The organism is Segetibacter sp. 3557_3, from assembly GCF_004354985.1.
Lineage (GTDB): Bacteria > Bacteroidota > Bacteroidia > Chitinophagales > Chitinophagaceae > Segetibacter.
Genome location: NZ_SMSK01000001.1, coordinates 478,792 through 494,722 on the forward strand (window position 1 = coordinate 478,792; position 15,931 = coordinate 494,722).

General features: G+C 44.3%; 11 protein-coding genes. 5 read left to right on the forward strand and 6 right to left on the reverse strand.

All coding sequences use genetic code 11. From position 1 onward, the window contains the following. Positions 1-192 precede the first annotated feature (192 nt). Positions 193-1,353: a sigma-54-dependent transcriptional regulator gene (locus EXU57_RS01675; protein WP_133266421.1), complete on the forward strand. Its 1,161-nt coding sequence runs from the start codon at positions 193-195 to the stop codon at positions 1,351-1,353. Positions 1,354-1,433: 80 nt separating this feature from the next. Here EXU57_RS01675 and EXU57_RS01680 read toward each other — a convergent pair whose 3' ends face one another. Continuing rightward, positions 1,434-2,306, reverse strand: coding sequence for a MerR family transcriptional regulator (locus EXU57_RS01680; protein WP_133266422.1), 873 nt, complete (start codon positions 2,304-2,306; stop codon positions 1,434-1,436). Between the two features lie 159 nt (positions 2,307-2,465). Between EXU57_RS01680 and lepB the strand changes: the two genes are divergently transcribed. Then, positions 2,466-3,980, forward strand: coding sequence for a signal peptidase I (lepB, locus tag EXU57_RS01685; RefSeq protein ID WP_133266423.1), 1,515 nt, complete (start codon positions 2,466-2,468; stop codon positions 3,978-3,980). Positions 3,981-4,244: 264 nt separating this feature from the next. Then, the gene (locus tag EXU57_RS01690; RefSeq protein ID WP_133266424.1) at positions 4,245-4,748 is read left to right on the forward strand and encodes a cytidine deaminase; all 504 of its coding nucleotides are present in this window, start codon (positions 4,245-4,247) and stop codon (positions 4,746-4,748) included. 40 nt (positions 4,749-4,788) lie between these two features. Here EXU57_RS01690 and EXU57_RS01695 read toward each other — a convergent pair whose 3' ends face one another. The 5 genes from EXU57_RS01695 to EXU57_RS01715 form a co-directional block, all read right to left on the reverse strand. Further along, the gene (locus EXU57_RS01695) at positions 4,789-5,820 is read right to left on the reverse strand and encodes a GntR family transcriptional regulator (RefSeq protein WP_133266425.1); all 1,032 of its coding nucleotides are present in this window, start codon (positions 5,818-5,820) and stop codon (positions 4,789-4,791) included. A 178-nt stretch (positions 5,821-5,998) separates the two neighbouring features. Further along, a complete protein-coding gene (locus EXU57_RS01700; protein ID WP_133266426.1) occupies positions 5,999-6,448 on the reverse strand; it encodes a response regulator in 450 nt (149 codons plus the stop codon). Between the two features lie 2 nt (positions 6,449-6,450). Continuing rightward, positions 6,451-8,673, reverse strand: coding sequence for a PAS domain S-box protein (locus EXU57_RS01705; protein ID WP_133266427.1), 2,223 nt, complete (start codon positions 8,671-8,673; stop codon positions 6,451-6,453). A 4-nt stretch (positions 8,674-8,677) separates the two neighbouring features. Further along, a complete protein-coding gene (locus EXU57_RS01710) occupies positions 8,678-9,097 on the reverse strand; it encodes a response regulator (RefSeq protein WP_133266428.1) in 420 nt (139 codons plus the stop codon). A 5-nt stretch (positions 9,098-9,102) separates the two neighbouring features. Beyond that, positions 9,103-10,947 (reverse strand): sensor histidine kinase, encoded by a 1,845-nt coding sequence (locus tag EXU57_RS01715; RefSeq protein ID WP_133266429.1) that lies wholly within the window; start codon positions 10,945-10,947, stop codon positions 9,103-9,105. Between the two features lie 427 nt (positions 10,948-11,374). Here EXU57_RS01715 and EXU57_RS01720 point away from each other — a divergent pair, with 427 nt between their 5' ends. Further along, complete coding sequence (locus EXU57_RS01720; RefSeq protein ID WP_133266430.1) at positions 11,375-12,838, forward strand: polysaccharide lyase family 1 protein; 1,464 nt, start codon at positions 11,375-11,377, stop codon at positions 12,836-12,838. 299 nt (positions 12,839-13,137) lie between these two features. Beyond that, positions 13,138-15,900, forward strand: coding sequence for a hypothetical protein (locus tag EXU57_RS01725; protein WP_133266431.1), 2,763 nt, complete (start codon positions 13,138-13,140; stop codon positions 15,898-15,900). Positions 15,901-15,931 lie beyond the last annotated feature (31 nt).

Below are 15,931 nucleotides of genomic sequence, written 5' to 3' on the forward strand. Positions count from 1 at the left end.
AGTAGTTTTTTATAGCGATCTGTGAAACAATAATATTCTATAACAATTTTAAAGGTATGAATTAGTTGACCTCAACTTGATTCTATCAATTTCCTGAGAAAACTTTTACCCGCAGCAGACATCTCTGGCGCGGGAGCCGGTTAAGTTTATATGCGTGATTTAGCCCTAACTTAGCAGCCCTAAATATTTGCAATGGCTACCATACTGATAATTGATGATGAACGGGCAATCCGGAAAACGCTGACTGAGATACTTGGTTACGAAAATTTTAAAGTTGAAGAGGCAGGAGATGGGGAAGAAGGATTGAAAAAGTTCCAGGCAAATGCATATGATGTAGTGTTGTGCGACATTAAAATGCCAAAGCTTGACGGACTTGAATTTCTAGCCAAAGCAACCGAGCACAACCCTGATGTTCCGATAATCATGATCAGTGGGCATGGCAATATAGAAACGGCAGTTGAAGCTGTGAAAAAAGGTGCCTACGATTTTATTTCAAAACCTCCTGATTTGAACCGCCTGCTGGTAACGATCAGAAATGCAATCGAGCGCACGAAACTCGTCAAGGAAACGAAGACACTCAAAAGAAGAGTTAGCAAAGTGCAGGAAATGATTGGCACAAGCGAAGCGATCAACAAAATAAAGGCTACCATCGATAAGGTAGCACCAACTGAAGCAAGGGTGATGATCACCGGTGAAAATGGAAGCGGTAAGGAGCTGGTGGCACGTTGGATACACGAAAAAAGCAACCGTGTTGATGGACCTTTGGTTGAAGTTAACTGTGCGGCAATTCCCGGTGAGCTAATCGAAAGTGAACTGTTTGGACATGAAAAGGGTTCTTTTACCTCGGCCATTAAACAAAGAATTGGAAAATTTGAACAGGCGAATGGCGGAACGCTATTCCTTGATGAAATAGGCGATATGAGTTTAAGTGCCCAGGCGAAAGTACTACGCGCGCTCCAGGAGGGAAAAATTACGAGGGTGGGCGGCGACAAAGAGATACAGGTTGACGTAAGGGTAGTAACAGCAACGAACAAGGACCTATTGAAAGAAGTGGATGAAAAATCATTTCGGCTCGACCTTTATCATCGCCTCGGCGTGATCTTAATTCATGTTCCGTCTTTAAACGACCGAAGAGAAGATATTCCGCTGCTGGTCGATCAGTTTCTGAAAGATATTGCGGAAGACTATGGCCAGGCCGTAAAACCAATTGACCAAAAGGCGATAGAGGCTTTACAGGAGCACGATTGGACGGGCAATATTAGGGAACTGAGAAACGTAGTTGAAAGGCTGGTAATTCTATCGGGTAAATCAATCGGGGTTGAAGACGTAAATAGTTATGTAATGCCGCGATAGCTACCAGGTAAACTGCAGAGTTCCTTCTCCTGCAACAATAATAAAACATCTTTAGCATTATTGACTTCAAACCATCACCATCAAGCCTTGCAAAATGCCATAAGATCTTCAAGCGACAGAAGCAGGGAAGTATTTTCGTGTTTCCCGGCCTCAGCGGCTTTTGGGCCGGATACCACGACCTTTTTACCGGGATAATTTTGAAGTAGCAAACAGATAACCTGATCTACATTCAGAGCTGAGAGTTGCGTGATTGCATGGAAATGCAGGTAGGTTATGGGCCGCTGTTCGATGTATAACTTTATCTCGCTAAGATTCATGTTAGGTCCATAATAAACCACATCATCCCCGTTTTGCTTATATAGGTAATGCATAAAGAGCAGTGGAATTTCGTGTTGCTCACCAGCGGGTGCAAACAACAGTATCTTGCGGGCATTTGTTTTTTTAGGCACTTTCACCCCATCAATAGCAGCTATAAGCTTGCGCATCATGAGGTTGCTGGTAAAGTGCTCATTGGCCGGGATCACATGATCCGTCATCCAAAGCAACCCGATTTTCTGCAGGTAGGGGTAGATCACTTTAACAACCGTTTCCTCGATTCCCAACAGGCTTACGCAGGCCCGGTAAGTTTCGTCAAATAGCTCCGAGTCAAAGTCAATTGATGCTTCGGTAAAGGCATTGATATAGTGTTCGTAACTCGTTTTTGGTGTAAGTATGGCAAGCGCCTTTTCTTTAACGTCTTCAGGATTTAATGCCGCAATTTTAGAAATCTTCAGGCCCTGGTGGTAGAGATAGGAGATGCGGAGCAGGTATTTCAGATCGTCATTGTCGTAAATACGATGGTTGCTGTCTTTGCGTTTGGTGGTAAACATCGGGTAGCGTTGCTCCCAGATACGCAGCGTATGGGCCTTAATACCACAAAGATTTTCGATGTCTTTTATGCTGAAATGGTTCATTGGCGTGCGTAAAAATTTGAAAAATGAAATTTACACTTATAGTTGCTCCCTGCGATATTTAGCCCCAATTTTTAACCTTTTAATTTATGAATCTTTTGGCTAGCAGTACTTTGCACAATGCATTATAATGGTACATTTGCCCCCATCTAAACAGTTATTATGGGATGGATCATTTTTATAATCTATATCATCGGTTGGCACATCGGCATGTATGGATTATTTAAAAAAGCTGGGATAGAACCCTGGAAAGCACTCATCCCTTTTTACAATACCTGGATCATTGTTGAGAAAACGCACATTCGCAAAATCTGGTTTTGGCTGCAATTAATCCCGATAGCCGGACAATTCGTAACCATCTGGATCACCATTATTTTTGTTATGCATTTTGGTAAGGTTACGTTACCTGATCACGCTGCCACAACGTTTATCCCATTCATTTATCTTCCCTACATCGCCTCATCTAAGCAGGTGCGTTACATCGGGCATGAAGGATTTAGAAGATACATCAAACCAGCCTCCCGGGAGTGGATCGATGCCGGTGTATTCGCCGTCGTTGCCGCAACCATTATCAGGACATTCGTGTTTGAAGCGTACACGATCCCTACGGGAAGCATGGAAAAAACGCTCCTGATCAACGACTTCCTGTTTGTAAATAAAATGAGCTATGGTCCGCGTATCCCGCAGACCCCGTTGTCATTTCCTTTCGTGCATAATATCATGCCGGGCAGTACAACAACACCGTCCTATACGAAGCTTATACAGCTTGATTACAGACGCGTTCCCGGTTTTGGGGATGTCAAACGTAACGATGTTGTGGTCTTCAATTTTCCAGCTGGCGATACGATTATTAACCTTCCTGAATTTGGTTCCAAGGATCCATATTATGATGTGTTGCGGGTGCGGTATAACGGCAACCGGGAAGCACTTATGGCGGAGTATCCTATCCTGGTCCATCCAATGGATAAAACAGACAACTACATTAAGCGATGCGTTGGCGTTGGTGGCGACGTGTTGCAAGTCAAGGGTGGACAGCTCTTTATCAACAACCAACCGGGCTTCATTCCACCCGCTTCACAAAGCGACTACATCGTAGAAACAAACGGCCAGCCTTATACCGAAGAGTATCTGAAAGATGAGTTGATGATTGATGTGAACAACCCCGATGACCAGGCGATTGGCATTTATGATAAGCAAAAGGACTCCTACATTATGAACCTTTCGCCCGAGGATGTGGAGAAGGTAAAAAAACAACCGAACTTCAAAAGCATACGACCATACTTATTGGATATGCCCGATGACCGTCTGTTCCCGTATGACCGTGGCAACTATAACTGGACGGCAGATAATTATGGGCCAATAATGATCCCGCAAAAAAACAGCACGGTTCAGCTTACGCCCCAAAACATGTCGATATACCGAAGGCTGATCAGTGTATACGAACACAACGAACTGGAAGAAAAAGGTGGCAAATACTTCATCAATGGAACGGAAACAACAACTTATACCTTTAAGTATAATTATTATTGGATGATGGGAGATAACAGGCATAGAAGCCAGGATAGTCGTTATTGGGGATTTGTTCCTGAAACACATGTCGTGGGCAAAGCCTCACTGATATGGTTTAGCTGGCAAAACGGACCCAGATGGAACCGTTTGTTTAAGAGCATCAAATAACTTAATTTCATTGCAGATACAAATCCCTTTTTCCGGAGGGATTTTTTGTCTGTGTTCTGTTGGTGTTATACATGGACTTTTCAGGAGCGAAAAAACAACGGTGGTGTTCGCAGTTCAAAACAATTCAAGATTGCAACAAACCAGGATGTCTTTTCCTGGCTGACAGACAGAACACCATGAACAACACACATTTTAGAAGACGTTGTGGGAACGGGTAATTAGGAATAACCCCCATCTCGTCAACATACATTATCGATCGAGCTTATGAAACAAGAGGAATACAGATTTTCATTCAAGGTATACGACAGCATAAGTGAGCTGGATACTGCTGATGCAGACATTTTGAATGCTGCAATGGATGCTACAAAAACTGCCTATGCGCCTTATTCAAACTTCCAGGTGGGCGCCGCGGCTTTGTTACAAAATGGGAAGATGGTTAGGGGAACTAACCAGGAAAATGCAAGCTACCCGGTGGGCATTTGTGCAGAAAGAGTGCTATTATCCACTGCGTCTTCGTTGTACCCCAACGAACCGATAGCAACAATGGCGGTGACTTACAACAACCAGAATGGAAAAAGCAATCACCCGATCTGTCCATGTGGAATGTGCCGCCAATCGTTGGCCGAACATGAGTCAAGAACAGGGCAACCTATACGTATAATCCTGGGTGGACGTGAAGGAAAGGTTCATGTAATTGAACGGGCAAGTATGTTACTGCCATTCAGTTTTAGTTCCGAGGATATGAACCTTGACCTGCGGCAGGCTTAATCTTTTGGTCACGGTCGGTTGTAAACTTTGTGGGTTACATCTACAAAGAATTGCGGAGGGTCAGGTAGAAGCGCGCCTCAATATGCTCCGATGACTTATTTAAAATCAGCTCCGCGGCTTTTTCGCCGATCATCTGGAAGTCGGTGGAAATAGTAGTGATCCCGTTAAGAATAATTTTCTTAAGTGCGGTTTCATTATAAGAGATCACGCCAACATCTTTTCCTACCTGCCACTCGTGCCCCATAATCTTCTCAATCAATATCACCAGGTCATCTTCCATAAGATTGATGTACACTTCACCTTTTTTGATGACCTCTTTATTAATGTTGTGTACAATTTTGTAATTGAAGGCATACTCCTGGCAAAAGCGTTTAAAGCCAGTAATGATCTCATTCGGATGGTAGGTATATTCCGGAAGGATCATGTTTACGGTATGGTATTTACTTAATTGTGGCAGGGCTTCTTCGAGTGCATTGTAAATATCTTTTTCAAAATTTTCATATACGGCACCGTAATTCCCGGTAACACCAGGCACCATTTTATCAAGCAGGATCAGTTTTTCTTTCGGAATGGTGTTGATGACCCGATGTGCGTTTTCCGTACCATCCATAAAATGCGGAATGATTACGAAGTACTGGTAATCCTCCTTGCAGTTTAGCAGCAGTTTTTTGAATAGGGAAAAGTCGTTGTTATAGATGTAGAAGTCGATTGTGGCGGCATCGCCGAGGGTACCCACAAATGAGTCGTAGATAATCTTCTTGTGCGCACTGAGCTTGTTGAAGAGCAAAAAGATTTTGATTTTCCGGTCTACATCAGTGCTTTTAATGTAATAACCTTTGCCCGGAACCGAACCGATGATCCCAATCTTCTTCAGGTATTTATAACCTTTTTCGGCGGTATCACGTGAAATTTCAAATTGGAAACTTAACTCGTTTATCGAGGGAAGCACGTCGTCAACCTGCAACTTTGCCGACTCGATAGCCTTGATGATTGAATTTGCAAGTTGCTGGTATTTTGGGGTAGCTGAGAACTCATCAAAATAGATCAGCTTGTACAAAGGCGATGTTATCATAAAGGCGAAGAAGTTTGCTTTTACCTCGTGAAATACATCGTTAAAAATACGCTTTCGCGCGTATACTTGTGCAATTATCAAACGGGCTATAACATGCCGTTTCAATGGCCTTGTCTCAAGCGGTCATTCGGATTCTAGTTCAGCCCCGACTAAATGAGGTTTAATAAAAAAGGCTGAGTTAATTTGTATCGGTAGGATCGGGGGTAAAGTAATGGCTTAAATGGTCGTTTTGCATCAGGTCCTCAAGCCCTTCTACCGTCAGGGGTTTGCTGATAAAGTCGATGACAATATCATAACGGTTGGCTCTGGAAAAGTCTTCGGGATTAACGGTGGATGAGATAATTACAACCTTTACATCCGGAAGCCGGTCGGCGTATTTCATGAGGTATTCCTCCAGGAAATCCCAACCGTTCATCACCGGCATGTTAAGGTCAAGAAAAATAAGTTGGGGTGCTTCACTGATTTCAATTTTATCCTTCTTCTGGAAGAAAGCAGAAAAATAATTCAATCCTTCTTTGCCGTGTTTGGATGTTGCAACGGCGTCTGCAAATTTTGCTTTTTTAATTACCAGGTCACAAAGTGTCAGCGTGATCTGGTCATCATCAATACAGATAACTTTTTTTATCATTTTCAACTTTCTCTTTTGAAGGTCAGGATGAAGGTGGTTCCTTTGCCTACTTTACTTTTTACCTCAATGCTTCCACCCATAGCAGTTATTTGAGAATTAATAATGTACAATCCAAGGCCTTTGCTGTCGGAGTGATCATGAAAACGCTGGTAAAGTCCGAAAATCCGGTCCTTGTATCTGTCGAGATCAATTCCAAGTCCGTTATCACCAAAGTAGAGTCTTACCGAGTCAACGTATTTGCGGGTGTAGATATTCAGCCGCGGACGAACCTCCTGCGATCGGTACTTGATCGCATTTGTCAACAGGTTCAGCAGGATACTTTCAAGATAGGTCCGGTTCATGTCGAGTTCATTTGCCTCGCTAAAGTCGATATCCATGCTGATATCAAACTCTTCAATCATGTTTTGCACCGATTTAGCAACCTTCTCAAACGTTTTTGTGAGGTCCAGTTTTTCCTTCTTAACGTTAACGTTGTTTTTTATGATGAGCACGTTAATGAGGTCATTAACGGTCTCATTCAACTGCACGGTTGATTGCTTAAAATTCTCAACGAGGAGTGAGGTCATGGGATCCGTTATGGTTGACACATCAAGCAATCGGATTATCCCCAGCAGATTCGAGAGTGGTGCACGCAGGTTATGCGACGTGATATACGAAAACTGCCGGAGGTCGATATTGGTCCGGGTTAATTCTTCGATCAACAATTCCTTTTCGCGTTCATTGCGCTTTCGCATACTTACATCACGTTGCACAGAGATCCAGTGTGTACAATCTCCGTTTACATTACAAACGGGTACAACGGTAAACTGGCACCAAAACCTGGTACCATCCTTCTTATAGTTCAGCACTTCTACTTCACAGGGATCTCCCCGTTCTTCAGAGTCGCGCAACTTTGCCAGTTGCTCGTCGTCGGTGGCATCTCCCCTGAGGATATGTGCCGATTTGCCGATGATCTCTTCGGCGGTATACCCGGTCATTTTTGTAAAAGCGCGGTTTACATAAACAATCGGGTGACCTACGCTTACGTTTGATGCCTTGGAAATCACGATTGCATCATTGGTGTTGGTAATAACCGACTCCAGCAACCTGAGCTGCTGTTCTTCCTCTTTCTGCCGCGATATGTTTTGCGACGCCAGTACGATTTTGCTGATGGAATTATCCGGCTCAAACAACGGGGTTGCACTGATCATATAACTGGAGTGGTCGTAAGTTGCTTCAAAAACAACGGACTCACCATCAAAAACCTTTTCAAGGTTCTCACGAACATTTGCCTGGATATCAACAGGGAAGTGCGCAGTATAAATGCTATTCTGAAAATACGAGGAGTCTACTTCCGGAACATGAAACTCCTTGCCTGCAGTGTATTCATACTTAAGCTCGCGATCCAGAATTGCCACGGCTCCGTTTGGAAAGTTCTCCGAAATCGTCCGGAACATCTGCTCGCTTTCGCGAAGTAACTGCTTTGCCTTTTTTTGTTCCGTTACGTCGTACACCACGACTAATATGGCGGCATTATGTTCAACCACAATGTTGTGATGGACCATTTCAACATCGAGTCGCTGACCATTTTTCCTGGTGTGAATGGCCTCCTGCAGAAAAATATTGCCTTCGGTTTTAAGTTCAAAAAGTCCTTCATTATCCGGCGAACACTCGTAGGCCATGCACACATCTTCCAGCCGCATGTTCAAAAACTCAGATTCCGTATAGCCGTATTGTTCAATAGCTGCATCATTCACCATCAGGAAGTGATGCGTTTTCTTACAAAGCGCCCACATGGGCAATGGATTACTTTGAAACAGGTATTTATACTGTTCCTCCGACGCTTTCAGGTGCTCAAAAATCTTTTTGCGTTCCACCGCGTACTGTATGCTTTTGGCAAGCATGGCAGGGTTGGTATCGTCTTTTACAATGTAATCCTGTGCTCCCTGCTTTACCGTTTCAAGGGCAAGATCCATGTTTCCGAGACCGGTAAGCACAATTATGGGAACCTGTATAGCCTTTGAATGGACTTCGTGAAATGATGTAATCCCTTCGCCATCCGGTAACGAAAGGTCAAGTAGGATTACGTTAAACTGATGCTGTTCAATTAGTGTAATTGCCTGCCGGAGGGTTTGCGCATGCGATACTTCCGCCTGGGGCATGGTTTCTTCGAGGTACTCGTTTACAAGAACGAAGTCACCCATATTGTCTTCTACAACAAGAACATGAAAACTTGAATGTTGCATGCTATTATTTTCCGGGTAACTTAACAATGGTTATCCAAAAATCTTCAATCACTTTAACCAGGTCAAAAAATTTGTTAAGATCAACAGGTTTGGTAATGTAACAGTTTGCATGACCGTTATAAGAGTCTGTAATATCGCTTTGAGCTGAAGAAGTGGTCAGCATTACCACTGGTATTCTTTTCAACTCGGGATTGCTTTTCACATATTGCAACACCTCCTTACCATCAATCTTGGGTAAGTTAATATCGAGCAGAATGAGGTCGGGAAGTTCTTCCTTTGTGGCACTTGCAAAAAACTCAATTGCTGCCGCCCCATCTTTGATCACCTTTACTTCATTTTTTAAACGCGCATCGTATAAAGCTTCCAGTGTTAATACAATATCTCCGTCATTATCTTCAATAAGTAAAATCTTTACCTCATGCATGAGCTTTATTTTGGAAGGGTGAAATAAAAGGTGCTGCCTTCTCCGGGTTCCGACTCAACCCAAATTCTTCCACCATGTTTTTCAATGATCTTTTTACAAATGGCCAGGCCGATACCTGTACCCGAATATTCGTTTTTATGATGGAGCCGTTGAAAAATGACGAATATCTTATGGTAAAAACGTTCCTCTATCCCAATACCGTTATCAATAACCGCAAATTCAAATTCCTGCGGGTGTTCTTCAACCGTAACCTGGATCCTGGGTGGCTCAGCGCGGCGATACTTCAAGGCATTCCCAATCAAATTTTGTAACAATTGCGTAAGCTGTGTCCGATTGCCTTTAATCATCGGCAGCGATGTTATATCTATGCTTCCATCTGTTTCGCTAAGCAATTGTTTATAAGTAAGCAAAACGTTTGCAGCCACTTCATTCAGGTCTACCTGCTCTAACTCACTTTTATTGGTGTTTACCCTTGAATATTCAAGTAGGTCCAATATCAATCCCTTCATTCTTTCTGCTCCGTCTACGGCAAACCCAATGTATTCATGTGCCTTCGCATCCAGTTTGTCGCGGTACCTTTTTTGCAAAAGTTGCAGAAAGCTGGTAACCATTCTGAGCGGCTCCTGTAAGTCATGGGAAGTCACATAAGCGAAGCGCTCTAGCTCATCATTGGAAGCTGCCAGTTCTTTGGCGCGCTTCTCCAACGAATTATTAAGCTTTTTCAGTATAAACTCACTTGCTTTTCTTTCTGTAAGGTCTTGCATGGTGCCAATCATTCGCGAGGGCCGCTGGGATTGAGCGTATATAGCAAACCCACGGTCATAAACATATTTATACGCACCATTTGCACACCTGAAGCGGTATTCATTCTGCCAGTTAACAAGTTGTTCCCGAATGTGTCGCTTTAAATTGCCGATTACACGTTTACGATCATCCGGGTGTAGATTGTCAAACCACCAACGGGTATTCCCATTTACGTTCTCTGGTACATAACCAAACATCGACATCACATTGTCGTTCCAGATTACACGGTTATTCACCAGGTCCCAGTCCCATATTACATCTTTTGTGGCTTTCTCCACCACTTTCAACCTTTCATTGATGGTGCGTACTTCCTGGTCCGACTTCTTCTTTTCCGTTATATCTGTAAAAAACACAGATAAAACATCGTCGAACCAATAGGCATTTACATCAAACCATATTTGTAGCGGTGGAAAATATTCCTGGAAATGAACCGACGCATGTTTGCTGAAAGCCTCTTTAAAGCCAGGGTAAAATTGTAATGATAATGCCTCTTTATATTGTTCCCAAAAGTTGCGGCCTATGATCTCCTCGCGTTTTACTCTAAAAACTTCCTCTGCCTTATAATTCCAGTATAATATGTTATAGTTCACGTCCAGCCTGAAAAAACCATCAGATATACTTTCCAACACACGGGTAATACGTTCCTCTGATACGATTCTATTATCCTGGTCGGACATTAAAGGCTGGTGTGTTGCCGGCGCTGATTGAATGGTCCCGATTGCCTGCACCTCACCAGGTAAACTCCCCGGGGTCGGCCTATGCATTTCCCATTGCGTATGTACGGTTGTCCCGTCTTTTTTCCTCAAAACGAGTTCAAACGGCGCCGATGCTACAGGATGATGCAATACCTCGTCAATAGCTTTTAAAACCAATGCATCACCACCTTGTTGAACCAGGTCGCTAAACTTAACAGGAAGATCAGGTGGGGAAAAAATATTGCGGAAGTAATCGTTTGCAAACAACAATTCTCCCGCTTCATTCAAAGCAAGAAAAAAACATGCACCCGATTTTACCAATATGTCTGGATATGTGGCTGGTAATTTCATAGTATTTGGGCGCTGAAGGTATATATTTATATTTTTCGATACTTGAAACGTTTTAATCTTTTGATAACAAATTTAAATTGATGCGTAAGGTGCTGGTAACTACCTGTTACAAACCGATAAAAATCAACTTCGAATTCGCATCCCCATCCCGGTTTCCCGATAAAAAAAAGAAGGAATTATCAAACTCGTACCCACGCTAAAACAGCCGGAGTTTCCATCATTAGAATTACTGGCACAGTTGAGCCAATAATACATCGCGGCAAATCGCACTGCTTTTTTTATCCCTGTTAAACAACATCCCATTTTTTATCATGAAAGCGCATGATGGTTGGTCAACGTTTACAGCCTAAATTCCGGCCTTTAAGTATAATCCTGACCTGGTCTACGGCAGAAAAGCTGGCGAACAGCTCGATAAACAATTGCCCATATGATTAATTCTTCCGCTTTATCGCTACTCAAGCCTTTTCTCTTCTCACGCATTAAATTGTTTAAATCACGCGGTCTTGTATCGGTCATGGTAGCGATAAACCTCTTGTTGATTTCAGCCGGAGCCGTAGCACAAACACTCGCCTTTCCCGGTGCAGAAGGTTTTGGCAAATATGCCAGTGGCGGCAGAGGTGGCCAGGTGGCAAAAGTTACCAACCTCGATGATAGCGGGCCCGGAAGCTTCAGGTCTGCATTGGAGCAATATCCCGGGGAGCCCCTTACCGTTGTATTCGATGTATCGGGCATCATTGCGCTAAAATCTGCATTGGTGTTAAAGCGTTCCGATGTAACTATTGCCGGTCAAACTGCTCCCGGCGACGGCATTTGCCTGAAAGATCATTCGTTTATTGTAAGTGGTGCCGGTAAAGGCGGTAATAAGGGCAATATCATCATTCGTTATCTACGCTCGCGTCCCGGTGGCACACTAAAAACCGGGCTTTATGGCTTTGACATGGAAAATTGCCATACAGTAATTATCGACCACTGTTCGTTCAGTTGGGCCAATGAAGAATGTGCCGCCATGTACGACATTAAAAACACTACCGTACAATGGTCCATCATCAGCGAGGGCCTTTACGAAGCCGGCCACGCCAAAGGTCATCGTTCATATGGCGGGGTTTGGGGCGGTCAGTACGCTTCCTATCACCATAACCTCATCGCTCACCAAAACAGCAGGGCGGTACGGTTCAATGGCAGCCGTGCGCATGATACGGTTGCACTCGTGGACTATAGGAACAACGTCATATATAATTGGGGCAATCCTAATGCAGCTTACGGTGGCGACATAAAAATTCCGAATGGGGTATCACAAGTGAACATGGTCGGCAACTACTATAAACCTGGTCCTGCTACACCGGGTGTTCATAAATTCATCCAGGCGCTCGATGCGGGTAAAGACTCCAGGGGTGTCGGCCAATGGTACCTGCAAGGCAACATCATGGAAGGTAATCGCCAACTCACAAAGAATAACTGGAAAGGTGTCGACTTAGATCAAGTGCCCGCACAACTGCAATCGAAGGCACGTGCAAGCCGCTCCTTTGAAATCAGCCAGGGCTTGCCGGCTGAGTCAGCTACAACCGCTTACAATCGCGTACTGGAGAAAGCAGGTGCCACAATGCCGCGCCGCGACGCAACCGACAAGCGTGTGGTTGATGAAGTGAGAACAACAAAGGCATCGGGCATGGGTGTGTTTGGTAAGCCAGGTATCATCGATAGTCCAATGGCTGTTGGTGGCTGGGCAACTTACACAAGCACTGCGGCACCTGTTGATACCGATAAAGACGGTATGCCGGATGTATGGGAATCGAAGTATGGGCTCGACATCAACAATGCTGCAGACCGCAACAAACTAAAGAACGGCTATACAATGCTTGAGATCTACCTCAACGAACTTGCAGGAGAATAGATCAATAATCAACTACATCACGGGGCTAAGTTTTTCTTTTGGTAGCCAGCTAAAAATCATTGTGGAGACATCGTTGCCACGTCCGCCCGGCTATCCATTCGGACGGGCTCGGTTCAACAGCAATGTTTCATGGCATCAGGCCCTACGTTTTGCCTCCAGGCGCCTGCTGGAAATAAGCTCTAAGTGTTCGTTGATGTTTCGTAAACATGTTTTATTCTAATTCACTTTTAATAAGAGTTTACCATTCCGGGCGCCAATAGTAGTAGGTGCTTCCTAATTTTACCAAATAACATTTGCCGATGCTTGTTACACGATTCTTGTATCTTTTTATATCCGCTTTTTTTATCGCTCAAGGAGTTTCAATTGCACAATTCAACAAAGGAAAACCACTGCCTGTAACGATAGTTGTTGGCGATAGCGCATCGGAACGAATTCGATTTGGTGTACAAAAACTAACCCTTGCACTTCAGCAGGCAGGCTATGTTGTGCGTACCGGAAAAAAAGATAGCAAGTCACCAGCACCTAATATCATCATTGGCTTAAAGAACGAACCTCTACTTAAAACCTGGACTGGCAGCATGATGGCTTCAGGTAAACTTCCGGGCAAAGAAGGTTTCACCATATCCTCTGTTCAAAACAATAATATCATCATAACAGGGAGCGATCACTCAGGTGCTTTATATGGCTGCCTCGAACTTGCCGATAGAGTTAAAACCTCTGGCAGGTTACCCGCTGTAATATCGTTTTCCGACCAACCGGAGATGGTGTTGCGCGGAGCTTGTATCGGTGTGCAGAAACCAACTTACCTGCCCGGGCGTGGTGTTTACGAATACCCTTATTCTCCTGAATCTTTCCCGTGGCTTTACGACAAAAAACGCTGGATTCAATACCTCGATTCAATGGTGGAGAATCGCATGAATTCGCTTTATCTATGGAACGGTCATCCTTTTGCTTCATTGGTCAGGTTAAAGGATTATCCCTATGCACTTGAAGTGGATGAAGCCACATTTAAAAAGAACGAAGAGCTCTATAGTTTTCTTACCCACGAAGCAGACAAACGCGGCATCTGGGTTATCCAGATGTTTTATAACATCATTGTATCAAAACCTTTTGCAGAACACCACAACATCAAAACGCAGGACCGTAACCGGCCAATCGTTCCCCTGATTGCCGACTATACCAGGAAATCAATTGCTGCTTTTGTTCAAAAGTACCCGAACGTTGGTTTGATGGTTGCGCTTGGAGAGGCAATGGAAGGGGTTGGCCAGGATGATATCGACTGGTTTACCAGAACCATTATCCCGGGTGTAAAAGATGGCCTTAAGGCTCTTGGTGAAACGGATGAACCGCCGATTGTACTACGCGCCCACGATACGGATGCACCTGCCGTAATGAAAGCTTCACTTCCTTTATACAAGAATTTATACACTGAAGCAAAGTACAACGGTGAGGCACTTACTACCTATACACCACGCGGACCCTGGGCCGAACTGCATCGCAGCCTTAGTCGCATTGGTACCGTGCAGATCGAAAATGTACATATACTCGCCAACCTCGAACCATTTCGTTATGGCTCTGCCGACTTCATTCAAAAGTCAGTTCTGGCCATGCACAGGGTTCACGAGGGCAACGGACTTCACCTATACCCCGAGTCTTCATACTGGGACTGGCCATATACCGCTGATAAAACATCGCCGCGTTTGCTGCAGGTAGAACGCGACTGGATATGGTATAAGGCATGGGCACGATACGCATGGAACTGCCATCGCGACCGCGAACAGGAAAAGGCTTACTGGGGCAAGCTTATCGGTGGTACTTACCGCAGCAACGATGCAACAGGCGCAAACATTTTAGAAGCTTACGAACAGTCCGGCGAGATTGCACCAAAACTGCTTCGGCGTTTTGGCATCACCGATGGAAACCGCCAGACACTTACCCTCGGAATGCTGATGACCCAGCTGATTAATCCATATCGGTATGGCTTATTTACACTACTCTACAACTCCGAAGGTCCTGAGGGCGAGATGTTAACGGAATACGCTGAAAAGGAGTGGAAGAAAGAAGCACATATTGGCGAAACACCGGTCCAGATAATCCGTGAAGTGAAAGAGCACGGCCGCAAAGCAGTAGATGCAATTGAAGCTGCAGGCAAAACTTTCAAGGGGAACAGACAGGAGTTTGAACGCATCAAAAACGACATGTATTGTTACAACGCTCTTGCAAACAATTTTGCTGAAAAAGCCTTGGCTGCCTTGTATGTTTTGCGTTATAAATACTCCAACGAACTTGCAGATCTGCAGAAGGCATTACCACATCTTGAGAAGAGCCTGGATTGGTATCGAACACTGGCCAGGCTTACGGCTGGCACTTACCTGTATGCAAACAGTATGCAGACCCAACAACGGAAAATACCTGTTGGCGGCGACACTGGCACTAATAAAACCTGGGTTGAACTACTGCCGTTTTATGAACAGGAGCTTGCTCATTTCAAACAAAACCTCGACTCTTTAAGGGCACCGAAAACTAGTACCACGGTTAACAAAAAAGCAGCATTTAAAAATGCCGATGTTCAGTTGCTCACTCCACCACAATCGTACTTTTCTGTAGGTGCGGGTAAGGAGTTGTTCAGCGATACCGCCACATATATCAAAGACTTTGCGGAAGAACTAAAGGAACTCAATGCTTTAAAACTTTCGAAGTCGAAGCAGATCAGTGAAGGCACAACCATACGTTTCACCAATCCAAAACCGGTGAAGGTTATGGTCGGTTTCTTTAATGCAAAGGGCAGTTTGTTCTTGCAACCACCGCAGCTGGAAACAGATGCCAGTGCAAACGACTATGGGCAGGCTGAAATCAAAATTGCCAATGCAATATTGGTTTCGGGAATGCCCCCGGTAAACATTCACACTTATAGCTTCAAACCGGGAACAAATACATTAACGCTGGGTAAAGGCGCCTGCCTGGTGCTCGGCTTTATTGATGGTTCTCAAAATTTCGCCGCATACGATGCGGGCCTCATACCTGGTGGCGTTAAAAAAGAACTCGACTGGCTTTTTGAATAATAGTAGTTACCGGGTACAGCGACTTTAAAAC

Coding starts and splice junctions, on each gene's coding strand:
- EXU57_RS01675 (WP_133266421.1), top strand. CDS start 193: ATGGCTACCATACTGATAATTGATGATGAACGGGCAATCCGGAAAACG.
- EXU57_RS01725 (WP_133266431.1), top strand. CDS start 13,138: ATGCTTGTTACACGATTCTTGTATCTTTTTATATCCGCTTTTTTTATC.
- EXU57_RS01700 (WP_133266426.1), bottom strand. CDS start 6,448: ATGATAAAAAAAGTTATCTGTATTGATGATGACCAGATCACGCTGACA.
- EXU57_RS01695 (WP_133266425.1), bottom strand. CDS start 5,820: ATGATAACATCGCCTTTGTACAAGCTGATCTATTTTGATGAGTTCTCA.
- EXU57_RS01705 (WP_133266427.1), bottom strand. CDS start 8,673: ATGCAACATTCAAGTTTTCATGTTCTTGTTGTAGAAGACAATATGGGT.
- EXU57_RS01720 (WP_133266430.1), top strand. CDS start 11,375: ATGATTAATTCTTCCGCTTTATCGCTACTCAAGCCTTTTCTCTTCTCA.
- EXU57_RS01715 (WP_133266429.1), bottom strand. CDS start 10,947: ATGAAATTACCAGCCACATATCCAGACATATTGGTAAAATCGGGTGCA.
- lepB (WP_133266423.1), top strand. CDS start 2,466: ATGGGATGGATCATTTTTATAATCTATATCATCGGTTGGCACATCGGC.
- EXU57_RS01680 (WP_133266422.1), bottom strand. CDS start 2,306: ATGAACCATTTCAGCATAAAAGACATCGAAAATCTTTGTGGTATTAAG.
- EXU57_RS01710 (WP_133266428.1), bottom strand. CDS start 9,097: ATGCATGAGGTAAAGATTTTACTTATTGAAGATAATGACGGAGATATT.
- EXU57_RS01690 (WP_133266424.1), top strand. CDS start 4,245: ATGAAACAAGAGGAATACAGATTTTCATTCAAGGTATACGACAGCATA.